The 22822-nt window shown below is 33.0% G+C and carries 21 protein-coding genes and 1 tRNA gene; 7 read left to right on the top strand and 15 right to left on the bottom strand.

Annotated features, from left to right (window positions below; all coding sequences use genetic code 11):
- Nucleotides 1-4: 4 nt before the first annotated feature.
- Both hemW and ruvC read right to left on the bottom strand, forming a co-directional pair.
- On the bottom strand, nucleotides 5-1138 hold the full coding sequence (gene hemW / locus ACFSX9_RS09115; protein WP_379806843.1) for a radical SAM family heme chaperone HemW: 1134 nt from the start codon (nucleotides 1136-1138) through the stop codon (nucleotides 5-7).
- Between the two features lie 41 nt (nucleotides 1139-1179).
- Nucleotides 1180-1734: a crossover junction endodeoxyribonuclease RuvC gene (ruvC, locus tag ACFSX9_RS09110; RefSeq protein WP_379806841.1), complete on the bottom strand. Its 555-nt coding sequence runs from the start codon at nucleotides 1732-1734 to the stop codon at nucleotides 1180-1182.
- Between the two features lie 54 nt (nucleotides 1735-1788).
- On the opposite strand from ruvC, the gene ACFSX9_RS09105 reads away from it, so the two are divergent.
- Both ACFSX9_RS09105 and ACFSX9_RS09100 read left to right on the top strand, forming a co-directional pair.
- Nucleotides 1789-2721 (top strand): hypothetical protein, encoded by a 933-nt coding sequence (locus ACFSX9_RS09105; RefSeq protein WP_379806839.1) that lies wholly within the window; start codon nucleotides 1789-1791, stop codon nucleotides 2719-2721.
- Between the two features lie 163 nt (nucleotides 2722-2884).
- Entirely contained in the window at nucleotides 2885-3910 is a 1026-nt protein-coding gene (locus ACFSX9_RS09100; RefSeq protein ID WP_379806837.1) for a glycosyltransferase family 2 protein, read from the top strand.
- Between the two features lie 172 nt (nucleotides 3911-4082).
- Here the strand turns inward: ACFSX9_RS09100 and ACFSX9_RS09095 are convergent, their stop codons facing one another.
- On the bottom strand, nucleotides 4083-4562 hold the full coding sequence (locus tag ACFSX9_RS09095; protein WP_379806835.1) for a hypothetical protein: 480 nt from the start codon (nucleotides 4560-4562) through the stop codon (nucleotides 4083-4085).
- Nucleotides 4563-4620: 58 nt separating this feature from the next.
- Between ACFSX9_RS09095 and ACFSX9_RS09090 the strand changes: the two genes are divergently transcribed.
- A complete protein-coding gene (locus ACFSX9_RS09090; protein WP_379806833.1) occupies nucleotides 4621-5121 on the top strand; it encodes a DUF456 domain-containing protein in 501 nt (166 codons plus the stop codon).
- 46 nt (nucleotides 5122-5167) lie between these two features.
- On the opposite strand, the gene ACFSX9_RS09085 is transcribed toward ACFSX9_RS09090, so the two are convergent.
- From ACFSX9_RS09085 to ACFSX9_RS09065, 5 genes are all read right to left on the bottom strand, one after another.
- Entirely contained in the window at nucleotides 5168-5557 is a 390-nt protein-coding gene (locus ACFSX9_RS09085) for a hypothetical protein (RefSeq protein WP_379806831.1), read from the bottom strand.
- Between the two features lie 187 nt (nucleotides 5558-5744).
- The gene (locus tag ACFSX9_RS09080) at nucleotides 5745-6308 is read right to left on the bottom strand and encodes an energy transducer TonB (protein WP_379806829.1); all 564 of its coding nucleotides are present in this window, start codon (nucleotides 6306-6308) and stop codon (nucleotides 5745-5747) included.
- Nucleotides 6309-6601: 293 nt separating this feature from the next.
- Entirely contained in the window at nucleotides 6602-7162 is a 561-nt protein-coding gene (locus ACFSX9_RS09075; protein ID WP_379806827.1) for a DUF4494 domain-containing protein, read from the bottom strand.
- 208 nt (nucleotides 7163-7370) lie between these two features.
- Nucleotides 7371-8753 (bottom strand): TonB family protein, encoded by a 1383-nt coding sequence (locus ACFSX9_RS09070; RefSeq protein ID WP_379806825.1) that lies wholly within the window; start codon nucleotides 8751-8753, stop codon nucleotides 7371-7373.
- Between the two features lie 5 nt (nucleotides 8754-8758).
- On the bottom strand, nucleotides 8759-9112 hold the full coding sequence (locus ACFSX9_RS09065; protein ID WP_379806823.1) for a BlaI/MecI/CopY family transcriptional regulator: 354 nt from the start codon (nucleotides 9110-9112) through the stop codon (nucleotides 8759-8761).
- A gap of 241 nt (nucleotides 9113-9353) precedes the next feature.
- Between ACFSX9_RS09065 and ACFSX9_RS09060 the strand changes: the two genes are divergently transcribed.
- Nucleotides 9354-9662, top strand: a complete 309-nt coding sequence (locus tag ACFSX9_RS09060; protein ID WP_379806821.1) for a hypothetical protein — start codon at nucleotides 9354-9356, stop codon at nucleotides 9660-9662.
- Nucleotides 9663-10486: 824 nt separating this feature from the next.
- On the opposite strand, the gene ACFSX9_RS09055 is transcribed toward ACFSX9_RS09060, so the two are convergent.
- The 6 genes from ACFSX9_RS09055 to ACFSX9_RS09030 all read right to left on the bottom strand — a co-directional run bounded on the left by ACFSX9_RS09055 (nucleotide 10487) and on the right by ACFSX9_RS09030 (nucleotide 19251).
- Nucleotides 10487-10885: a hypothetical protein gene (locus ACFSX9_RS09055; RefSeq protein ID WP_379806819.1), complete on the bottom strand. Its 399-nt coding sequence runs from the start codon at nucleotides 10883-10885 to the stop codon at nucleotides 10487-10489.
- Nucleotides 10886-11505: 620 nt separating this feature from the next.
- A tRNA-Asp gene (locus ACFSX9_RS09050) sits at nucleotides 11506-11582 on the bottom strand.
- Between the two features lie 86 nt (nucleotides 11583-11668).
- A complete protein-coding gene (locus tag ACFSX9_RS09045; protein ID WP_379807079.1) occupies nucleotides 11669-12595 on the bottom strand; it encodes a DUF58 domain-containing protein in 927 nt (308 codons plus the stop codon).
- An 804-nt stretch (nucleotides 12596-13399) separates the two neighbouring features.
- Complete coding sequence (gene trxA / locus ACFSX9_RS09040; protein WP_322551443.1) at nucleotides 13400-13717, bottom strand: thioredoxin; 318 nt, start codon at nucleotides 13715-13717, stop codon at nucleotides 13400-13402.
- Nucleotides 13718-13849: 132 nt separating this feature from the next.
- Nucleotides 13850-18400 carry a DNA polymerase III subunit alpha gene (gene dnaE, locus ACFSX9_RS09035; protein WP_379806817.1) on the bottom strand — a complete coding sequence of 1517 codons (4551 nt, stop codon included), beginning with the start codon at nucleotides 18398-18400 and terminating at the stop codon, nucleotides 13850-13852.
- A gap of 155 nt (nucleotides 18401-18555) precedes the next feature.
- Nucleotides 18556-19251 carry a DUF6252 family protein gene (locus tag ACFSX9_RS09030; RefSeq protein WP_379806815.1) on the bottom strand — a complete coding sequence of 232 codons (696 nt, stop codon included), beginning with the start codon at nucleotides 19249-19251 and terminating at the stop codon, nucleotides 18556-18558.
- 171 nt (nucleotides 19252-19422) lie between these two features.
- Here ACFSX9_RS09030 and ACFSX9_RS09025 point away from each other — a divergent pair, with 171 nt between their 5' ends.
- From ACFSX9_RS09025 to ACFSX9_RS09015, 3 genes are all read left to right on the top strand, one after another.
- Complete coding sequence (locus tag ACFSX9_RS09025; RefSeq protein WP_379806813.1) at nucleotides 19423-19977, top strand: 30S ribosomal protein S16; 555 nt, start codon at nucleotides 19423-19425, stop codon at nucleotides 19975-19977.
- 16 nt (nucleotides 19978-19993) lie between these two features.
- A complete protein-coding gene (gene rimM / locus ACFSX9_RS09020) occupies nucleotides 19994-20521 on the top strand; it encodes a ribosome maturation factor RimM (protein WP_379806811.1) in 528 nt (175 codons plus the stop codon).
- A 64-nt stretch (nucleotides 20522-20585) separates the two neighbouring features.
- A complete protein-coding gene (locus tag ACFSX9_RS09015; RefSeq protein WP_379806809.1) occupies nucleotides 20586-21293 on the top strand; it encodes a tRNA1(Val) (adenine(37)-N6)-methyltransferase in 708 nt (235 codons plus the stop codon).
- A 189-nt stretch (nucleotides 21294-21482) separates the two neighbouring features.
- Here ACFSX9_RS09015 and ACFSX9_RS09010 read toward each other — a convergent pair whose 3' ends face one another.
- Complete coding sequence (locus ACFSX9_RS09010; RefSeq protein ID WP_379806807.1) at nucleotides 21483-22772, bottom strand: HlyD family secretion protein; 1290 nt, start codon at nucleotides 22770-22772, stop codon at nucleotides 21483-21485.
- Nucleotides 22773-22822: the final 50 nt, after the last annotated feature.

The following is a 22822-nucleotide window of genomic DNA, read 5'->3' as shown; positions in this document are numbered from 1 at the left end:
TTGTTTAATCCAAATTTACTAAAAATAAGTCTGATGCAATTCCGTCTGTCAGAAACTTTCCTTTTTTAGTGGTTGTTAAAATACCATCCGATAAAGAAAGTAAATCGTCCGCAATAAACTTAGCAGTTTGTTTATTCAAATAAGTTAAATATTTCTCACCAAACTCTTGTTTAATTCGTGCTAAAGAAACGCCCCAAATTGTTCGTAATCCGGTCATAATATATTCATTATAACGATCGGTTTCAGTTAAGTTTTCTGTTTCGATCGGGATTTTATTTTCTTGAATCGATTTGATGTATAAAGTGTTATTGGCGATGTTCCAACCTCTATTTATTCCGTCGTAACTGTGTGCGGAAGGTCCGATTCCAATATATTTTTTGCCCAACCAATAACTTGAATTGTTTTTCGAAAAATAGTCGGGTTTACTGAAATTAGAAAGTTCATAATGAACAAACCCTTTCTCTTGTAAGGTTTCTACCAAAATATGAAATTGTTCTTGAGCCACTTCGTCGTCTGGAGCTTTGATAACTCCTTTTTGGATGAATTTGTCCAAAGCAGTTTTCGGCTCGACCGTTAAAGCGTAACTCGAAATATGCGGTATGCCAAAAGAAAGTGCTTTTTCAATATTCTGTTTCCATTTTTCGTTACTCGAACCTGGAATTCCATAAATTAAATCCAAAGAAATATTATCGAAATATTGCGTAGCAATTTCCAAACATTTTTGAGCTTCTTCAGAATTATGAGCGCGATTCATCAACTTTAAATCATCTTCAAAAAAAGATTGAATTCCAATAGAAAGTCGGTTTACTTTGTTTTTTGATAATTCTACAATTCGTTCTTCCGACAAATCATCTGGGTTCGCTTCTACCGTAATTTCAGGATTTTCTGAAACTTTATAATTTTGGTAAATTTCATCAATTAGAAATTTCAAGTCAGCAATCGGTAAAATACTTGGCGTTCCACCACCGAAATAAATCGTCTCGACAATCTCTTCTTGAAACTCACTTTTACGCAATTCAATTTCTTTCGCTAATGCCAAAATCATCTCGTCTTTCTTCTTCAATGAAGTAGAAAAATGAAAGTCGCAATAGTGACAAGCCTGTTTGCAAAAAGGGATATGGATGTAGATGCCGCTCATTTAGAAGTGTTCAGTGTTCAGGTTTTAGTGTTTAATAAAAATTATTTCTTAACACGAGATTCATTCTGCTTTACAAAAGCATCCCAACCAGTATAACTTTTTTCACCCACCACTTTTCCTGTATTGAAAAAATGACAAACTGCTGCCGCTAATCCGTCGGTGGAATCTAAGTTTTTTGGTAATTCTTTCAAGCCTAAAAGTTGTTGTAACATTTTTGCGACTTGTTCTTTGCTGGCATTTCCGCTGCCGGTGATTGCCATTTTAATTTTCTTGGGTTCGTATTCCGTAATGGGAATATCTCTCGAAAGTCCGGCTGCCATCGCAACACCTTGTGCTCTCCCCAATTTCAACATCGACTGTACATTTTTCCCGAAGAAAGGTGCTTCAATAGCAATTTCGTCCGGATTGTGTGTGTCAATTAATTCGATAGTTCGCTCAAAAATAACTTTCAGTTTTTGGTAATGATTATCGTATTTGGACAAAATAAGTTCGTTCAACTGAAGAAATTCCATTTTCTTGTTGACCACTTTTATCAATCCAAATCCCATTATGGTAGTTCCTGGGTCGATGCCCAATATGATGCGTTCGTTTGCCAAAGTTTTAGTTTAAAAGTTTCAGGTTTAAAGTTTAAAGTTCGTTACTTTGTCCCAATGATTTCAATTCCTCACAAAGCTAAGCAATTCCTTGTTTTTACCATCAAATTTCTGATTGTAATTGGGGCGTTTTATTTTATTTATGATCAAATTTCGAATAATTCGAAGTTAGATTGGAATAAATTTCAAAATCTGGTAGTAGAAAAAACGGCAATCACTACAATGTTATTTATCTTGTTGTTTAGCATTGCGAATCGGTATTTAGAAATCTTGAAATGGCAAAACTTAGCCAGTTTTATTCAACCAATATCTGTTGGTGAAGCGAGTAAACAAGTTTTAGGAGCTTTAACAGCTGGAATTTTCACTCCAAATGGTTTAGGAGAATACGCCGGAAAAGCCTTATTTTTCAAAAAGGAACAAACCAAACAAGTGATTTTTTTAAATCTGATTTGTAACGGAATTCAAATGATTCTGACTATTATCTTTGGAACTATTGGTTTGATTTTTATTGGTTATTGGAAATGGTCTTTGGGAATAATTGCAATTGCTTCAGTTTTACTTTTTACTTCTTTCTTGTCGAAAAACATTACTATTAAAGGCTATTCGATTCAGAAGTTACTTCATAAAATAAATGAAATTCCAAAAAGAATTCATAGGAAAAATGTTATTTTAGGAATTTTGCGTTACATCGTATTTTCGCATCAATATTATGTTTTATTCTTAGTTTTTGATGTCGATTTACCTTATCTGACTTTAATTAGTTCGATTTCAGCAGTTTATTTTCTGGCTTCATCTTTACCTAGTTTTCAGTTTTTAGATTTTGCCGTTAAAGGAAGTGTTGCTGTATTTTTCTTCGGAAAATTGGGGATTAACGAGTGGATTGTGATTTTTATTAGCACGTTGATGTGGTTGTTAAATGTCGTTTTACCGGTAATAATTGGTGCTTATTTTGTGATGCGATTTAAGTTGAAACCTATTGTTGTGAATTAAACATAGAAGTCATAGAAGTTTGTTAGAAGCAATACGCTAGTTTGAACAAAGAGTTCATTTAAGTTTTAGAAGAATCTTTAATTTTATGTTGGAACTGATTTTAAGTGTCGTTTTTATCATTTATATCCTGTTTATTGGGCAACTAATTTATGGTTTTAACCGAATGAAACGTTTTACAAAAAAAGACAGAATTCCAACAATTTCATTTACAATTGTGGTTCCATTTCGAAATGAAGCTGAAAACCTCCCCAAGTTGTTGCATACGATTTCCAATTTAAATTATCCAAAAGAATTATTTGAAGTGATTTTGGTCGATGATGATTCGGGAGAAGAATTTAGAATTCAGAATTTAGAATTTAGAATTCATATAGTTAAAAACATTCGCAGATCTAATTCTCCTAAAAAGGATGCAATTGAAACGGCGATTGCAATAGCGAAAAATGACTGGATTATTACAACGGATGCAGATTGTTTTGTGCAGAAAGATTGGTTGAGTTCTTTTGATCAATTGATTCAGGAAAAAGATCTAAAAATGATTGCTTCTGGTGTATGTTATGTTCCCAAAAGTGGTTTTTTACACGCTTTTCAAACTTTAGATTTCCTGAGTTTACAAGGTGCAACAATTGGCAGTTTCGGAATCAATAAGCCTTTTATGTGCAATGGTGCTAATTTTGCTTACGCGAAAACATTTTTCAAGGAGTTAAATGGTTTTCAAGGAAACGAAAATATTGCGAGTGGTGATGATGTTTTTTTATTACAAAAAGCAATTCTTTCCGCACCAAAAAAGGTTGAATTTTTATATACCAAAGAAAGTATTGTCAGCACGAAATCTGTTGGGAGTTGGTCTGAACTATTTCAACAACGAGTACGATGGGCTTCAAAGAGCACAGGATATTCTTCTGTTTATGGAAAGTTATTGGCTTTAGTAGTTTTCGGTGGAAATGTGGTTTGGTTAGTAGCTTTTATCCTTTGGTTATTTGGATATTTGGATACAAATATTTTCTTGGTTTTTATAGCTTCAAAATTCTTGGTTGATTTCATATTGCTTTTTAAAACAGCGAACTTCTTCGAATCGAAATTAAAATATGTAGTGGCTAGTAGTTTACTGTATCCATTTTTTAGTGTTTCTGTGGCTGTTTATTCTTTGTTTGGGGAGTATTCTTGGAAAGGGAGAGTTTTTAGCAAATAAATTTTTTGGACGCGGATTACACAGATTCGCTAGCGCGAAACGCGGACTTTTACGGATTTTTTATGATTAGATATATAACTTTTATGTCACATATCCTTTAAGTTAAAAGTAAAACGAATTTCACGAATTTCACGAAGTGAATTTTGAAATTGCTCTTGTTATTGCAATTGATTTACTTCTCGACTTTAACAATAACTGGAAGTACAAATTGCGTTTTAACTTTAATGCCTCTTTTAATGGCTGGTTCTACTTTTGGAAAATCCGATAAACGAGCAGTTAATATGCTGTCGATTTTAATTTTGTCGTAAGCCACACTATCTCTTGAAAAATGAGGTTCGAATTTTAGACTTGCGTCAGGATTTATAGTTACTTTAACTTCAATAGTATCCATTTCCGGATATAACATTTGCAAGGTGTCAATTCCGATTCGTTCTTGAATGGTTTGTACTAAATAATCAAAAAAGCATTGTTTTCTAATTGTCGCATCTTTAATCGTATCGCATTGTAGAACCGTTGGAAATTCATCAACTTCATTCCAATTAATTTTTTGTAATTCTTTTTGCAATAATTCTTGCTCATCAGGTGCTTTTTTATCAAAGTACTGACAAGAGATCAACGAAAAAAAGCAAAATAAAACAACCAGTTTATTCATTTCAAATAGAATTACTTTTACATTTGCTGCAAGACATTGCCAAAAATAGCCATAATTTATGGAATACTTTTTATTACTACTCGGTTTTTTACTTATGTTGGTTGGAATTGCAGGAAGCGTTCTGCCAGCATTGCCTGGACCACCTATTAGTTGGGTTGGGATTTTGATGCTTTATTTCTGTCCTGGAATTCCAATAAATTTTTGGTTACTGGGCATTACTTTGGTGATTGCTGTTGTCATTGGGATTTTAGACTTTGTAATTCCAGCAAAAGGCACAAAATATTTTGGAGGTTCCAAATATGGCATTTGGGGAACAAATATTGGTTTGGTAGTTGGGATTATCGCCCCAATTCCTTTCGGCTTTTTAATCGGACCTTTTGTTGGTGCTTTAGTTGGTGAACTTATTTACAATTCTAACGAAGGAAAACGTGCTTTTAAAGCAGCAACCGGTTCTTTTTTAGGATTTTTAGCAGGAACTTTTATGAAAGTTTTGGTGAGTTTACTTTTTTTAGGATTATTCGTGTTTTTAGTTTGGCAAAATAGGATGGTTTGGTTTTGATTTCGAACTTTCTCTTTAAATCAGAATAATTTCGCGTCATCAAATCTTACGGACAAAGATCCCTGTATTTGTTTTTATCTACAGTATAAACAAAGATATAATTTCCTGTATTTCTCTTCGAGTTTGAAATCTTAATTGGTTGTTTTGATAAATAATCACATTCATCTTCCGTTGGTTGTATTTTTATTACTTCTTTACCAAACGAAAACAGATAATCATATTTCTCAAAATCATATTTTTCGCAGTTAATATCTTTCTTTAAAATGTATAAAGGTTTATTACTCTGACTTAAAACATTAGTAAGTTGTTCTTTACTACTGAATAGCTTCGGAGGATATTGAATGTTTTGAATAATTTGTATTTTTTCTGAAAAATCAAACTGAATGGTTTTTTTCATTTCTGTCTGACAACCAATAATAACTAAGGCTATAAACATGATTTTGAACTTCACTGCTTACAATTTAATATCAGAAAAACATAATTTTCATAGCACATCTGACCAGATTAATACATAATTTTAATTCTTCATAGACTTAAAAAAAACGAAAGCTAATTAAAGTTTAACGTTAATAAAAAAATCTCCACCATAACTAATAATACTAACAGGTTTTATTTCTAAATTATTACAATTTAAAAGTTATTGGAACTACATGTCTTATAGAAGTTGGTTTATCATCACATAAACCCGGAACACATCTAGGTAGTTTTTTAATAATTCGAATAGCTTCTTGTTCTAAGATTAAGCCATTTTCTGGACCTTCTGCACTAACACCCACAATATCACCTTCTTTATTAATGGTATAAGTTGTTACAACTCTGCCCTGAATGTTATGCTCCATGGCAAATTCAGGATAATTGAAATTGTTCCTTATATGCATACTTATATATTCTTGTACGGAGATTTCATTCTTATTGCCCAAATTATCAGTTTTTTCATAAAATGGCAATCTAATATTATCGCAAATGATAGAGTCCTTCTTTGGAGAAAGTGAATTTAAAGAATCTTTTTCGGTCTTTAATTTAGTTTTAAGCGTATTATTTTTCTCTACTTTTACTAAATAAGATTCCCATTCTTGCTTTAACTTTAATTCATAAGCTTCCTTTTTTATTTGTGCCGAAGTTTTCTTTTGTGCAACAATGCTTCCACAAAATAATAAAATAAAAAATAATAAAAAAATACGTTTCATAATCCGGTATTAGAATAGTGTAAAACAAAGTTAAAAATTTGCCAGACAATAACTAAAATCTCAAGGAATACTTTTAATAATTTATTATTTATCTTCCTGTAGTTTGGAATTGTAGGAAGTATCCTTTTTAGAAAATCTACCAACAACTTATCCGAAGTCTTTTCTTAGTTTCCTTTTCTTTGGTTGTTCGTGGTTTTGGTTGGCGTTGATACTAAAAATAAAACTCATTTAACATTCTTAAATTAAAAATGTTAAATGAGTTTTACTAAATAGTAGCCTAAATTCTTCTCAGACTATTCAATTTCCGTCAAAACTTCTTCCTCTTCTTCAATAGAAAAGTCAGTTTCACCTACAGCAACGACTTCCGGTTTAGACGCTTTTGCTGCATTAAACTTCTCTAGTTTTTCTAAATCTCCTTCTTCTCCACTAAAATATGGGAAGACATCCATGATTGTCGACTCCATAATCATCGGAATTGTATAATCACCCATTGTTCCGTCCATTACTTTAACGGTGTTGTCATACGCTTCCTTTACGTCATTGGCTTGAAGTAAAATATATAAATTCGTTTTGCGTTCTTTTCCACTTTCTTCGTCATAAGCAAGTAAAGAAATTTTCGATTTAAACCAGCGGTCAGAATTTTCAAAGGGATGAATTTCAGAAAAATTAGCCACTTTGATGTTTGTGATTTTAAATTCTTCACTAATGTAAGCTGCCATTTCTTCGTTTATTCTTTTTTCAGCTTCTGTATAAGAAAGAGCGTCAATTAAATAAGCTTCAGTTACTACTTTTTGAACTCCCGAATCGTCTGTTTTTCTAAATTTTACTTTGCATTCATACCAAGTTGCACTCATTTTTTCTATTTTTTTAGGAAGTCAAAGATAGATTTAAACGCTAAAGAAAAGAAGTGTTTTTAAAATAGATATTCACAATTGGAAACAATTTTTTTAAAATTTCGGAAGAGATTCTAAAGGATTCGGAGTTTGATATTTAAGAAAATTAGCTGAAAAAAATCTCCACTAGATAACTAATGGAGATTTGTGACTCTATTTCATTTCAAATTTATTGCATTTTAAAAGTAATTGGAACTACGTGTCTCACTGCAATTGCTTTCCCTTTTTGTTTTCCTGGAATAAATTGAGGCAGAAGCTTAATAATTCTTCGTGCTTCTTCTTCCAGAGCTTGCGTATTTTCAGGTCCTTTCACACGCAATAGTTCAACATTCCCTTCTGTGTTAATGACGTATTCTACTTGAACTCTTCCCTGCACATTATTTTCAAGGGCTTCTGATGGATAATTAAAATGCTGTCTGATGTGATTCGTCATTTGTTTTTGAAAGCAATCAATTTGATCTGCTTTAGCTACGCCTTCGCAACCTTTGAACCTAGGGATTTCTTCTACCACAGCTAAAGGAAGTTCTTTAGCTAAATGTTGTGATACCTTTTCATCTGCTGCTTTAATACGTTCAACTCTTTCATTGTCATAAACTGGAGCTACTTGTGTTTTAGAAACAGCTTCTATTTTCGACTGATCTGTATTTGACTTTTTCTCAACAGCTTTTTCCACTTTTTTCTCTAATTTTTTAGTTTCTTGAGCAACAACTGTTGTAGAAAATACAGTCATTGATAACACAATTACTGGAATAGCTAGTAAATACTTAACAACTCCTTGTCTTTTTGATTTAGATTTTTGTAACATAATGATTCGTTTTTTGATTAATGATTGATTGTAAAAATTATTTGTAAATGAAACACAATGACAGTTTAAAACTTCGCACAGCAAGACTTCAAAATACTTTTTTCGATCTGAATCGGCACTTTTGAAATCGGCTTCAAACTCGTGAAGTGCTACAATTCGGTTGTGATACAGGTATAAAACTGGATTGAACCAAAATATAATCTTTAAAATTTCCATAAAAAGAACGTCCACAGAATGCAATTGCTTCGCGTGTACTAATTCGTGTTTTAGAATAACGTCTATATTCTGATTATCGGCACCAATAAACACTTTATTAAAAAAAGAAAAAGCTTGATTTGGGTTTGAAATAAAAAAGACATTTCCTTTATTTTGGTCGCTTTTCTTAGCCGAAATAATATAGGTAAGAAGTTTCCCTAACTTGTAAATGAATAAGAACGAAAATACAAACACACCAATAAGATAAAGCAGAAATACCGATGAATAATTTTCGAGTCCATTCTTAAGATATATTTCGGACACATTTTTAGTAATTACAATCTCCTTTAATTGATAAACGCCTTGCTCGTGCACAATAACATCAACAGGAATCTGAATTAACGGAAGCCCCAAGGAAAGGATCAAAGCACCAATTAAATAAAATCTATTTGCCTTAAAAAAGGTTTCCTTCTTAAATAAAATTTCAAACACCGCTAAAAATAGCAGTTGTAAAACAATAGTTTGAAGACTGTAAATTAAAAATGTGGTCATAGTCGTTATTTTTTAATTTCTTTCAATAATGCCTCGATATCGGATAATTTAACGTCGTTTTTTTTAATGAAAAAAGAAACCAACTCATTAAAAGAGCCTTCGAAATAATTTTCTACTAATTTATTTAGTGATGAATTACTATATTCTTCTTTCTTTAGTATTGGAAAGTAATAGTGAAATTTCCCTTCTTGTTTGTGACTCACAAATCCTTTCGTTTCTAATATTCGTATAATGGTAGAAACCGTATTGTAAGCGGGTTTAGGTTCTGGAATTTGAAGAATTACTTCTTTTACATTCGCACTTTCTAATAACCATAACACGTGCATTATCTCCTCTTCTGCTTTTGTAAGTTGTTTCATTTTTTTACGAACTAATTTGTTAGTTTATTAAATCAAATATACAAACTAATTCTTTAGTTGCAACTAATTTATTAGTTTATATTCAAAAATCTTTTGAAATAAAGAAAATTACGCAAAGCAAACGCGCTGAATTACTTGTTTTTAATGAGGAAAACGCAGAAAAAGCAACTGGTTAAAAAAACATCTTATTCTAAAATTGTATCTGATAAAATATGAATTCAGTATTAAATGTCCATTTATTATGGAATATATAAATTTAACCAATTGTATTGAAAATAGCACTTTAGCTATTCAATTGCAAGAAAGAGAATCAATAACGGTTTTGGATATTATTACGGTGAAACTTCAAGAATTGGAGATTTATCCGTTTACGATTCACGATTCATTTATCGTTACCGAAAGTGAACTACCAATAGTTAAAACGGTAGTTTTAGATAGCTGTATTGCGTTGTTTGGTGTTGCTCCACAACTACATGAAGAAGTATTATTTGAAATTGAAGATGAAAATGACGACTATGACGATTTGAGTTTCGGTGCTTTGAGTTTTTAAGGTAATTGTGATTAAATAGGAAAACCCTAACTGTTTAAGTTAGGGTTTCTTTCTAAAAACTCGAATCATTAAGGTCAACGAAACGTATTTTAGACGCTTAAATTGCATTAAAAAACAAAAGGATAAACTTTGCGTCTATCCTTTTGTTTATTTAATTTTCTGTTCTTTAATGGGTTGATTGTTAAAAGTTTTTCATCAACTAATCTGTGTTATTACTCATTGACTTATTTACTGTGTGGCTGTACTTTGTAAATACTTATAACAACTCAGTGCTATCGTTGTAGGGAGATATCATCGGGTAAGATACACTTTCAAACGCCTTAAATACTTCTTCTTAAAATTAAATATTTTCTTTTATTTATAATAATACTTTAATTATATTATAACAAAAAAAGAAAAATAAAACTAAACCTGGTAAGCAAAGAAAGTAGTATAATCCTTTTTTTTCCTTGCTTTTTTCTATTGATAACAAACCTCTAATTGAATAAACTAAAGATATAAATAGAGAAGGATAAAAGATTAAAAAAGTCAAAAAGCTAAAACACCTTCTGTATAAATCTGTATAAAAATATACTTGAAAAATATAAATGCTTATTGAAATGAAAAAAGCTATTATTGATATTGATGTATACTTTTTCATTTTAATTTAAAAGTTATAAAAGTTATATCCATTCTTGATGGCTCTTTGTTCTTCTGGGGAAATCCACGCCATCGGGGTTGTAAATTCGCACTATCGAGTAGTTTGTAAACATAGAAATTAAACTAAATACGTTAGCTACTATTGGAAATAATAAACTATTAACTAATTTAATGTCCACATTTTTTTAATTAATTTTTCTTAAATCCACTGGAGGCAAATATCCTCCCCATATTTTAAAATATCCCAATAACATCATTATGCCTAGGATAATAGGAAACAAAACAAGTATCGTCCAAGTCTTTTTTGTTTTTTTAATGTAGCTCAGTCCGATATAATTTGCAAATAAACCTATTGAAATACAAAGCAAACCACTCCATACATTTTCTTCAAAAAGATAAACTATTGGATTTAAACCAACTTTATCCATACTAATAAACGAAAATATAAAAATCATTAAACTTATTGAAATTGGTATGAATCCGAAAAAACCACCCATTATGGGGTCAGGTCTTTTTCTCCAAAAAGAATAAGTATAAAACACCCCATATATTATAAACAACCAAAAATATAAAAATGTCTTCATTTATTATTTTTCCATTACTACTCAACTGTTTTGTCTAAAGCTAATTCATTCATCTTAACTATCGCGCACCCAATTCATGCCCATCTCTCCCGCACAAATCCTTTCGTGTGGTTCTACAATTTAATATACTGAAAAACACAAAGAGTATTTATCAAACCGTTTTCTCCTGCATAATCATAGGCACTACTATATTTGTAATTTCTACTCGTGTTTACTTTTAAGCTAAAATATAAAAAATACTAGATTTAACATGTTATTTAACACAACCACGCGAAATGATTCGCGCTGGAGCGGGGCTTTTAAAAAAGTCAAAATCAAACCGCTATCAAGTTTTGTTTAAAGATTTTCAAAAACACACTTTTCTTGTACATTCATAAAAAAATACGATTCTTTAGTAGTTAACTCTATGTCAAATTATAGTATCGTGCAAAACAGAACAGGTAATATTAAAGAATAGATCACCAAATAGTATAAATCAAAAAAGCTCTGCATAAATGCAAAGCTTTCCATTGGTCTAACTACTAAACCTTTTGGTACTTTCGTACCTAAACAACACAACTTTCTTAAATATTTTAAGAGGGCAAAAAAGCCTTTCGATTACGAAAGGCTTCCTCTTTTACTGGCGGTCTGGACGGGACTCGAACCCGCGACCCCATGCGTGACAGGCATGTATTCTAACCAACTGAACTACCAAACCAGCGCTTGATTGCGAGTGCAAATATACCAACCTTTTTCATTCCTGCAAACATTTTAGCAAAATAATTTAAAGTTTTTTTACACTTTTTAGCCAAACTTTTGTTTCTCAGCTAAATAGGTCAGTAAAATTTTTTCAAATTTTTCATCAACTGCCACTGGAACATACCGAATTTGGTATTGCATGCAAGTTGTCTCTATCGTTTTAAAATAGTCCTCAACTGCTTTTTGATATATTTCTTGTGTGTTTTCAGCAAACAGATTAATTTCTTCACCTGTTTCAACGTCAATAAATTTTCGAGGCGTGCTATCAAAATTAAAATTGAGCTCCGTTTTTTGATCATACACATGAAAAACTACTACTTTATGCTTGTTATGTTTTAAATGTTGTAAGGCTTTAAATATTTTATCGTTGTCTTCAGTTTGAAACATATCCGTAAATAGAATTACCATAGAACGACGGTGAATGTTTTCTGCAATCTGATGTAAAAAAGTTACCGTATCAGTTGTTCGGGTTGTTTTGTTCTGTGATAAAATGCCTTCCAGCTGGTTTAAAATCATCCTATGATGGCGATCGCTTCCTTTTTCTGGCGAATAATATTCGTAAGTATCCGAATAAACACTCAATCCAACAGCGTCACGTTGCTTTTTAAGCAAGTTCATCAAAACTGCCGAAGCTAGTGCTGAAAATCCTATTTTACTCTCATAAAACAACTGATTGTCCTTTAATTTAGGATAATGCATCGAGGACGAGTTATCAATAATCAAATGGCAACGTAAATTCGTTTCCTCTTCATAGCGTTTTACATACAATCTATCGGTTTTAGCATACAGTTTCCAATCAATATGTCGTGTGCTTTCACCTGGGTTGTATATTTTATGTTCCGCAAATTCAGCCGAAAAACCATGAAAAGGCGATTTATGCATTCCAGATATAAAACCTTCCACAATTTGGTTGGCTAATAACTCTAAATGACCAAAACTTGATATTTTTTCTATTTGTGATTCTAAATTCATATAGTAAAGATAAATAAGATTTTCGGATAATGGATTTTTAGACAATGGATTTCCTTGAAACATCAGAACGATATTTAAAAAAAGGATCCTTAAAATTGAACGCAGATTAAACAGATGCTGTGCAACGCGGATTAAAAGGGTGATCGGATAGTGAATTTTCTTGAAACATCAGAACAATATTCAAAAAAGAATTCTTAAAAATTGAACGCAGATTAAACAGATTTTGTGCAACGCGGATTAAAAGGGTAAACTGATAATGATTTTCCTTGAAACATCAGAACGATATTCAAAAAAAAGGATCCTTAAAAATTGAACGCAGATTAAACAGATGCTGTGCAACGCGGATTAAAAGGGTGATCGGATAGTGGATTTTCTTGAAACATCAGAACGATATTTGAAAAAAGGATTCTTAAAATTGAACGCAGATTAAACAGATGCTGTGCAACGCGGATTAAAAGGGTGATCGGATAGCGGATTTCCTTGAAACATCAGAATGATATTAAAAAAAAGGGAAACTTAAAAATTGAACGAAGGTTAAACAGATGCAGTGCGACGCGAATTAAAAGTATATTCGGATGATAGATCTTCATGAAACATCAGAATGATATTTAAAAAAAAGGAAAACTTAAAAAAAATGGACGCAGATTTAGCGGATACTGCGTAACGCGAATTAAACAGATTTTCTTGTATTGTTATTTAGAGAAAATAAATGCATTTATAAACTTAAAAAAACCATATGACTTATATGTTTAAACAAAAAAAGGCCCAACTTTCGTTGAACCTTAGTTTTTAATTTTTTATCTACTATAATAATGCATCAACTGCATCAGTATAGGTTTTCTTTGGCGCTACTCCAACTTGTCTTCCTACTACTTCTCCGTTTTGGAAAATTAATACTGTTGGGATGTTTCTAACACCATATTTTGCAGCGAATTCTTGGTTAGCATCTACATCTACTTTTCCTACAACAGCTTTTCCGTCATATTCTGTTGCGATTTCATCGATAACTGGACCAACCATTCTACAAGGACCACACCAAGCCGCCCAAAAATCTACTACTACTGGTTTGTCTGATTTTAAAACTACTTCGTCAAAAGTAGCATCTGTAATTGCTAAAGCCATATTTTTTAATATTAAGTTACACGTTTATTATAATTACAAATTTAAAAATTTAATTGCAATTAAACACCATTTAGAAATTAGTTTTCGTTATAGTCTCATTAGCAGAACTTATGAGCGTTTCTTTTGGATTATTTAATTCAGCTTAAAACTCAACTGCATTTTTTCTAATTCCTGAAGTAACTCAGACGAAATATTCACCTTCAACTTTCTGCTAGGCATCGTTAGTCTCGTTTTAACGATGACTTCTTCTTCAACTGGAACTTCTATTTCGATATCTTGAATTTCAATATCTTCTAATTCCTCAATTTCAATTTCATCGGAAATATCATCACTTCCGATTTCGATGTCTTTTATCATTTCAATTATTGGAACTTCAACCGCTTTTTTTACTTTTTCCAGTTCCACAACTTCAATCGTAACGTAATTATCTCCAGAATTAGCCACAAAAAGTTGGCTTAAATTTTGCACCAAACCTTCATTAATTTCATTAATCGAAAACTGTAGAATTAATTTTTTAGCAAATGTTGGCAATACTTCAATCAGCATTTTTACATCTATAAATTGAATTCTTGGCTCTGATTTTTTGCCGGTTTCTTTATTGGTATAACCATCTTTCACATTCAATTTCAAATACACAAATTGGTTTTGAAGCAAGAAATGACGGTATTTTAAATATTCCTCTCCAAAGATTCTAAATTCATAACTCTCATCATAACCTTCCAGAAAAAAAGAGCCCCAACCATTACCATTTTTCGCTGTTCGATGTTGGACATTTGTCACAATTCCACCAAAAGAAAGGTTTTTACCCACATGTTGCTCTAAACTTTTTAAAGCCTCTAACTTCGTATTGCAGAAGTATTTCATTTCAAATTTATAATCGTCCAAAGGATGACCTGAAATATAAATTCCAACAACTTCTTTCTCTTTAGCCAATTTTTCCATCGTACTCCAATCTTCACACGGAGGCACAATTGGTTCTGCAATCTGAACGTCCGAAGCATCTCCAAACAAACTTACTTGCGATGAATTTTCATTTTCTTGATATTTTGCGCCATAGCGAATTGCCTTTTCTAAAAACGTAATATTATCGCCATCATGTTGAAAATATTGTGCTCTAATTGTTTCCGAAAAACCATCAAAACCGCCAGCTAAGGCTAAATTTTCAAAAGCTTTTTTATTGGCTGCACGCAAATCAATTCGTTTTGCCAAATCAAAAATAGACTTATATCTTCCGTCTTTTCTGCATTCAACTATTGTTTGTACGGCATTAGCACCAACTCCTTTAACAGCGCCCATTCCAAAACGAACCGCATAATTTTCATTTACGGTAAATTTATAAAATGATTCATTCACATCCGGACCTAAAACTTCTAATCCCATTCGCTTACATTCTTCCATAAAGAATGAAACTTGCTTGATGTCATTCATATTATTAGAAAGCACAGCCGCCATATATTCAGCAGGATAATGCGCTTTTAAATAAGCTGTTTGATAAGCAATCCAAGCGTAACAAGTGGAGTGCGATTTGTTGAAAGCATAACTTGCGAATGCTTCCCAGTCTTTCCAAATCTTCTCTAAAATTTTCGGATCATGACCTTTTTCAGCTGCACTGTCGATGAATTGTGGTTTCATTTTGTTCAAAACCTCAATTTGCTTTTTACCCATTGCCTTACGCAAAACGTCGGCATCCCCTTTTGAAAATCCGGCTAGTTTTTGAGACAAAAGCATAACCTGTTCTTGGTAAACCGTAATTCCGTAGGTTTCTCCAAGATATTCTTCGCACGCATCTAAGTCGTATGTAATTGGTTCCTCCCCATTTTTTCTGCGTACGAAAGAAGGAATATATTCCAATGGTCCTGGTCGATATAACGCGTTCATCGCAATTAAATCGCCAAAAACTGTTGGCTTCAGATCTTTCATATATTTCTGCATTCCTGGTGATTCGTATTGGAAAATCCCAACTGTTTCACCTCTCTGGAACAACTCGTATGTTTTTTCGTCATCAATTGGAAATTCGTCGGGATTCAAATCGACATCCAAACGGTATTTCACTAATTTGACCGTATCTTTAATTAAGGTTAGGGTTTTCAGACCCAAGAAGTCCATTTTTAACAAACCGGCACTTTCGGCTACCGAGTTATCGAATTGGGTTACGTATAGATCCGAGTCTTTCGCTGTGGTTACCGGAACGTAATTCGTAATATCATCTGGCGTAATAATTACTCCACAAGCGTGAATTCCGGTGTTTCGCATGGATCCTTCTAACACTTTTGCTTGCTGAATCGTTTCTCCCGCTAAATCTTCCGAATTCGCAATTTCGATTAACTCTCTTACTTTATCAAATTCTTCCGAACGTAAGGCTTTTTTCACCACTGCTTCATCTTCCGACAGGAATCGTGCTAAATTCCATTTGGAAGGCATCAAACCTGGAATTAATTTGGCAATTCGATCGGCTTCAAATAAAGGCAAATCTAATACACGAGCTGTATCTCGAATCGCGGATTTAGTCGCCATTTTACCGTAAGTGATAATCTGAGCTACTTGACTTTTTCCGTATTTTTTGATTACATAATCCATTACTCGACCTCGACCTTCATCATCAAAATCGATATCGATATCGGGCATTGAAACCCTGTCTGGATTTAGGAAACGCTCAAAAAGTAAGTCGTATTTAATTGGGTCGATGTTCGTAATTCCCAAACAATAAGCTACGGCGGAACCTGCTGCAGAACCACGACCTGGTCCAACAGAAACGTCCATTTTTCTGGCTTCGGCAATGAAATCTTGAACAATTAAGAAGTAACCTGGATAACCTGAATTGGCAATCGTAAGCAATTCGAAATCTAAACGTTCCCGAATGTCATTGGTGATATCACCGTAACGCTTTTCTGCTCCTTGATAAGTTAAATGTCTTAAAAAACTATTTTCACCTCTTTTTCCTCCGTCTGAATTATCTTCTTCGACTAAAAATTCTTCAGGGATTCCAAATTTCGGAAGTAAAACATCTCGATATAACGAATACGCTTCAACCTTATCAATAACTTCTTGAATATTTATAATCGCTTCGGGCAAATCTGCAAAAATTTGCTTCATTTCATCGCTCGATTTGAAATAATATTCCTGATTAGGCATTCCGTAACGGTAACCACGTCCACGACCAATTGGTGTAGCCTGTTTTTCACCGTCTTTTACACACAGTAAAATATCGTGCGCATTGGCATCTTCCTTATTTACGTAATAAGTATTGTTTGTTGCAATCAGTTTAACATCGTGTTTTTTCGCGAAAGCGATCAATGTCTTATTTACCCGATTTTCATCTTCCTGCTTGTGACGCATTAATTCGAGATAAAAATCAGCTCCGAATTGTTCTTTCCACCAAATTAAGGCTTCTTCGGCTTGGTTTTCTCCGACATTAAGAATTTTAGCCGGAATTTCACCGTATAAATTCCCAGACAAAACCATAATATCTTCTTTATAGTGTTCCACGATTTTTTTATCGATACGTGGCACATAATAAAATCCGTTAGTAAAAGCCAACGAAGACATTTTAGCTAAATTGTGATATCCTTTTTTATTTTTTGCCAATAAAACAACTTGATAACCGTTGTCTTTCTTGGTTTTATCTGCATGGTTTTCACAGATATTAAATTCACAACCTACAATCGGTTTAATTATCGTTTCAGTTGGTTGTTCTCCTTCTGCAATAAGCGCTTTGTTTTTAGCTTCCGCGGCTTTATTATGATTGAAGATCGCACTTACAAAGTGAAATGCACCCATCATATTCCCAGTATCAGTCATTGCAACAGCAGGCATTTTGAACTTAGCCGATGCTTTTACAATATCATTTATTCCAATAGTCGATTGTAATACTGAAAACTGCGTATGATTGTGCAAATGCGCATAAACTGCATCTTGTAAATCTGCTTTGACTTCGGCCGAAATAGTGGTTTGCTCGTCTTCCTTTTGGATTTTTTGCAAACGCGCTCTAATGTCGTCCGAAGCTTTTTTAAGATTGATGTGTTTTAATCCTATTAATTGGATTTCGCCAATATTCTTCTCGCGAAAGCGTCTAAAATAATCGGGTGTTACATCTAATTCTTCTTTTGTAAAAACTTCTCTCTTAATTAACTCTAAGAAACATCTTGTAGTTGCTTCAACATCGGCTGTAGCATTATGTGCTTCAGAGAAAGGTTTGTCAAATAAATATTGGTGTAATTCGGTAAGTGTTGGTAATTTAAATCTACCGCCTCTTCCACCTGGTAATTTTAACAAACTAGCCGTTACTTCTGTACAAGTATCTAAAACAGGCATTTTTGCCATATCTGAGCCAATATTCATACGATGGAATTCACATCCCATAATATTCACATCGAATCCCAAATTTTGTCCAACAATAAATTTAGTCTTTGAAAGTGCGATGTTGAATTTTTCTAAAACTTCTGATAAGAGAATACCTTGCTCCATGGCCAATTCCGTAGAAATACCATGAATACGTTCCGCATCGTAAGGAATATTAAAACCTTCTGGCTTTACTAAATAATCTTGATGTTCAATCAGATTTCCCATCTCATCATGCAACTGCCATGCAATTTGAATACAACGTGGCCAGTTGTCAGTATCGGTAATGGGTGCGGACCAACTGCGAGGTAATCCCGTAGTTTCTGTATCGAAAATTAAATACATCTATCTGATTGTTAAGGAGTATGAGAAAAATAACGTAATTTTTGTCTGAAAACAAAAATACATTTTATCGAAAGGAATACCAATTTAAGTTATCAACAAAACAAAAAACCATCTGAATTACTCCAGATGGTTTCTTATAAGTATTTATATATCTTTTAAAGACCTAATGGAATCTTGAAAAAGTATCCTTCAGAAAAAGTAACTACTTCACCTTCTTCGTTTACAGCATTAAACTTAAACGTTCCTGAATACAAACCTCCGGCTGTATCTGTTATAACAACTTCACCATTACTTGACTGCACATTCACCACTTTGAACTTAGCGTTATTACCACCACCAACAATTGTAATGATATCACCCGCTTTATAACCAAGTCCTCGTGAAACCATAGTAATTTTAGTAACTGCTCCACTTGTAACTTCCGTTGCAACTCTCAAACCAGAACCAGATCCTCCAGTAGTTTGAGCTCCCGCAGGGCTTTCTACATATCCTGTTCCACCTGAAGTTAATGCAGATAATTTGTAAGCTGGACCAACTACAACACTAGTATCATAAAAATCTTCTAAAGCAGCAGTCGCAATATCATACGAAGCATGATTCGATGCGTAATCAGTAGTTCCTAAAACATAGGTTCCCACTGCAGCAGCTCTCGTCTTCATAATAACCGTTTGAGCACTAGTAAAAGCGGTAATCGTCATTCCTCCAGCTCCATCTATTGTAACTTTGGCATCTTTAGCTCGCCATAATGTACCATCCAACTTTGCTTGAAAAGCAGGCGTATTGGTTTGAATATTTTGTTCGCAAGCAGTAAATAACATTACAACAGCCAATATAGAAAATACTTTTTTCATCTTATTCTTGATTATATCTGAGTAACAAAAATAACTTTTTTATCCAAACAAAAAACAATTTACTACTAAAAATATTTTTTTTTACCACATACACCTGTTTGTATAACAAAGTTTTATATCTTTGCACCCTTAAATAACCGAGGTCGAGAACCTCAAATTAATCACAAGATTATGTCAGTAAAAATTAGATTACAAAGACACGGTAAAAAAGGGAAACCTTTTTATTGGGTTGTTGCTGCAGATGCAAGAGCAAAAAGAGATGGTAAATTCTTAGAGAAAATCGGAACTTACAATCCTAACACCAACCCTGCAACTATCGATTTAGATATCGAAAAAGCGGCACAATGGTTGCACAATGGTGCACAACCAACTGATACTGCGAAAGCAATTTTATCTTACAAAGGTGCTTTATTGAAACATCATTTAAATGGTGGAGTTCGTAAAGGTGCTTTAACTCAAGAACAAGCTGACACTAAATTAGCTGCTTGGTTAGACGAAAAAACTGGAAAAGTAGATGTTAAAAAATCTGGTTTATCTAAAGTAGATGCAGACGCTAGAGCGAAAGCTTTAAAAGCTGAAAAAGTAGCAAATGAAAAACGTATTGCTTCTCAAGTTGAGGCTGCAAACGCTGCTCAAGCTACAGAAGAAGTAACTGAAGAGGTAGCTGAGGCTGCAACTGAAGAAGCTCCTGCTGTTGAAGAAAACAACGAAGAAACTCAAGCATAATTTTAATAGCGGTTCCATGCGTAAAGAAGAATGTTTCTATTTAGGTAAAATCGCGAAAAAGTTTAGCTTTAAAGGGGAAGTATTGGTGTTTTTAGACACCGATGAACCTGAATTGTATGAAGACTTGGAATCAGTTTTTGTTGAAATCAACAAAACACTGGTTCCATTTTTTATTGAAACTGGTTCGATTCATAAAGATAAATTTTTACGTGTTCGTTTTGAAGATGTTAAAAATGAAGAAGAGGCCGATGCGATTATGGGAAGCGCAGTTTACCTTCCGATTTCAATGTTACCTGAATTAGAAGGAACACAGTTTTATTATCATGAAGTTATTGGTTACGATGTTATTGACCTTATAAGAGGTAATATCGGAAAAATCGTAGCGATTAATGATAGTGGCGCTCAACCTCTATTCGAAATTGACAAAAATGGAATTGAAATTCTAATTCCACTTATTGATGATTTCATTATTGCTCTTGACAGAAAGAACAAAACAATCACTTTAGAAACTCCTGACGGTTTAGTGGATTTATATCTTTCATAAACTCCAAAAACAAAAATTCCAAATTCTAATTGATGGAGGAATTTATAAATTTGAGCTTTAAAACATGTTTAAATTCAAACAATTTGCTGTAAACCAAGATCGTTGTGCTATGAAAATAGGTACAGATGCGGTTTTACTTGGTGCTTGGTGTCCAATCGACAATCACCCTAAATCTATTTTAGATATTGGTGCAGGAACTGGGATTTTAGGTCTAATGTTAGCACAAAGAACTAATGCCGACCAAATTGATGCTTTAGAAATTGACGAAGAAGCTTACGAACAATGTGTTGAAAATTTTGAAGGTTCTCCTTGGGCCGATAAATTGTTCTGCTATCATGCGGCTTTAGATGAGTTTGTGGATGACCCTGAAGATGAATATGACTTAATTATTTCGAATCCGCCTTTTTATAGTGAAGATTTTAAGACAGCAGATGAACAACGCGCTTTAGCACGTTTTCAAGATGCAATGCCTTTTGAAGATTTAATTGAAGCGGCTGATTTATTGCTTTCCGAAAATGGCATTTTTGCTGTGGTTATTCCGTATAAAGAAGAAGATCGATTTATTGAATTGTGTGCCGAATATGAACTGTATCCTGTAAAGGCAACTCGTGTAAAAGGTTCGCACAAAACGCCAATTGTGAGAAGTTTATTAGCTTTTAAACGCTTTGAACTATCCGTTTTAACTGCTGATGAATTGGTTGTTGAAATTAATCGTCATGAATACACGGATGATTATATCAATTTAACGCAAGATTTCTATTTAAAAATGTAGCCCTAGCCCAGATGGGAACGGCATCCTTTTTATTTTTTCTTTAAAAATGAAAAGATATAGTGGACAGCTGGATAAAGCTTCGAAAATTATAAAATTTAATAAAAGCGTTCAATAATTGTTATTTGGAGCAAACCTTAAATCATTCCTAACAATTACATCAAAAAAAAAAATATTAAAAAAAAGCCTTTATTACCGCTTAAAAATATCTCTAAACTGATATAGTAATCTTTCTATCAGTCGTAAATCTTCTGTAACGATATCGGCAGTTCCGCTCATTTCTTGTTGGAAAATTATTTTCTTTTCGTACGAAGTTTCGATTCCAGTAGGTAAAGAAATATCTAGTAATAGATTGCCTTCTTTATCCGGCGTTAACGAAATGGATTTTACTTTTCCTTTTATAATTCCGAATTCTCGATCTGGAAAGTTCGCTAACCGGATATTTACTTCTTGATTTATCTTTATTTTACCAGAATTCTGAGCAGGCGCTTTTACTTTTCCAATATAATTCTTACTATCCGTAGGAACAATTGTAAAAACTTGTTCGCCCGAATTTATGGTTTGATTCTCCACCCAAATTTGCATAAATGATACTTGTCCTTTTATAGAGGAGCGCAACACATAAGCCAACTCCCAATCATTTATAGCTTTTTTAAGCTGATTAAAAGATTGCAATACATTACGAAGTAAGTTTATATTATCCTTAGATTCGTTGATCCTCGTATTGCCTGAGTTTCTGTTTAAATCATTAATAGACGAACGCATTTGAGACAATTGTGAACTGCTATTTCTTACATTTTTCTCCGTTTGTAGATAATCTAAATTTTTACTTTCCCATTCTTGTGAAGCTATAATTCCTTTTTCATGCAAGGTTCTAAATCGTTCTAATTCTTGTTTTTTTATTTGCAATTCATTTTGACTTATTTCATGCTGTTGTTGCATCAATAATAAGCGTTCTTTTAACTGGTTTGTTTCTAAACCTTGCGCTGTTTTCTCAATTCCGTACGGATTTAAATCGCGGTTTAAATCATAAGCAATGTAATCTTTTTCGAAAATTATAAAGGCATTCTGAACCTCACCTAATTGCATTGCAGCACATTTATCAATTGGAAAATTAAATGCTGTAGTGTTTATGGAAATGGTATCCACAAGATTTTTTAAGTTAAAAACATCCGTATAATTCGCGGTGTTTTCAATTATGGCTAAAGGTGTTTTTGGCGACACTTCAGTTCTATCTTCAACTAGAATTTTAGCAATTTTTCCCGTAGATCTTGTTACCAATTTTTCCGGTGGATTCTGAGTCGTAATTGTAATTTGAGCCGTTAAAATATCCGGATATTTAATAAAATAAGAAAACAACATCACAATCGAAAGGATAATCAGAATAATAATGTTGCCCCATCGAATCATCCAATGCGGTACCCGAGTAAGTATTTCTTGTACTTCTTCGCTTCTTAATTCTATGTCGTTATGGTTTGGCATTTTTATATTTTTTTGGACAAGGATTAATGTGTGTTTTAAGAATTTTCACT

Source organism: Flavobacterium ardleyense (genome assembly GCF_042686085.1).
GTDB lineage: Bacteria > Bacteroidota > Bacteroidia > Flavobacteriales > Flavobacteriaceae > Flavobacterium > Flavobacterium ardleyense.
Note: the sequence above shows the minus strand (reverse complement) of the source record. Positions and strands in the feature narration are given on the sequence as shown.

Bases quoted from the DNA above. Each gene is read 5' to 3' on its own strand.
- ACFSX9_RS09070 (WP_379806825.1), bottom strand. From the start codon at position 8,753: ATGACCACATTTTTAATTTACAGTCTTCAAACTATTGTTTTACAACTG.
- trxA (WP_322551443.1), bottom strand. From the start codon at position 13,717: ATGGCTTTAGCAATTACAGATGCTACTTTTGACGAAGTAGTTTTAAAA.
- dnaE (WP_379806817.1), bottom strand. From the start codon at position 18,400: ATGTATTTAATTTTCGATACAGAAACTACGGGATTACCTCGCAGTTGG.
- ACFSX9_RS09015 (WP_379806809.1), top strand. From the start codon at position 20,586: ATGTTTAAATTCAAACAATTTGCTGTAAACCAAGATCGTTGTGCTATG.
- hemW (WP_379806843.1), bottom strand. From the start codon at position 1,138: ATGAGCGGCATCTACATCCATATCCCTTTTTGCAAACAGGCTTGTCAC.
- ACFSX9_RS09030 (WP_379806815.1), bottom strand. From the start codon at position 19,251: ATGAAAAAAGTATTTTCTATATTGGCTGTTGTAATGTTATTTACTGCT.
- ACFSX9_RS09105 (WP_379806839.1), top strand. From the start codon at position 1,789: ATGATTTCAATTCCTCACAAAGCTAAGCAATTCCTTGTTTTTACCATC.
- ACFSX9_RS09090 (WP_379806833.1), top strand. From the start codon at position 4,621: ATGGAATACTTTTTATTACTACTCGGTTTTTTACTTATGTTGGTTGGA.
- ACFSX9_RS09010 (WP_379806807.1), bottom strand. From the start codon at position 22,772: ATGCCAAACCATAACGACATAGAATTAAGAAGCGAAGAAGTACAAGAA.
- ACFSX9_RS09065 (WP_379806823.1), bottom strand. From the start codon at position 9,112: ATGAAACAACTTACAAAAGCAGAAGAGGAGATAATGCACGTGTTATGG.
- ACFSX9_RS09045 (WP_379807079.1), bottom strand. From the start codon at position 12,595: ATGAATTTAGAATCACAAATAGAAAAAATATCAAGTTTTGGTCATTTA.
- ACFSX9_RS09100 (WP_379806837.1), top strand. From the start codon at position 2,885: ATGAAACGTTTTACAAAAAAAGACAGAATTCCAACAATTTCATTTACA.
- ACFSX9_RS09060 (WP_379806821.1), top strand. From the start codon at position 9,354: ATGGAATATATAAATTTAACCAATTGTATTGAAAATAGCACTTTAGCT.
- ACFSX9_RS09080 (WP_379806829.1), bottom strand. From the start codon at position 6,308: ATGAAACGTATTTTTTTATTATTTTTTATTTTATTATTTTGTGGAAGC.
- ACFSX9_RS09075 (WP_379806827.1), bottom strand. From the start codon at position 7,162: ATGAGTGCAACTTGGTATGAATGCAAAGTAAAATTTAGAAAAACAGAC.
- ACFSX9_RS09055 (WP_379806819.1), bottom strand. From the start codon at position 10,885: ATGAAGACATTTTTATATTTTTGGTTGTTTATAATATATGGGGTGTTT.
- ACFSX9_RS09025 (WP_379806813.1), top strand. From the start codon at position 19,423: ATGTCAGTAAAAATTAGATTACAAAGACACGGTAAAAAAGGGAAACCT.
- ACFSX9_RS09095 (WP_379806835.1), bottom strand. From the start codon at position 4,562: ATGAATAAACTGGTTGTTTTATTTTGCTTTTTTTCGTTGATCTCTTGT.
- ACFSX9_RS09085 (WP_379806831.1), bottom strand. From the start codon at position 5,557: ATGTTTATAGCCTTAGTTATTATTGGTTGTCAGACAGAAATGAAAAAA.
- rimM (WP_379806811.1), top strand. From the start codon at position 19,994: ATGCGTAAAGAAGAATGTTTCTATTTAGGTAAAATCGCGAAAAAGTTT.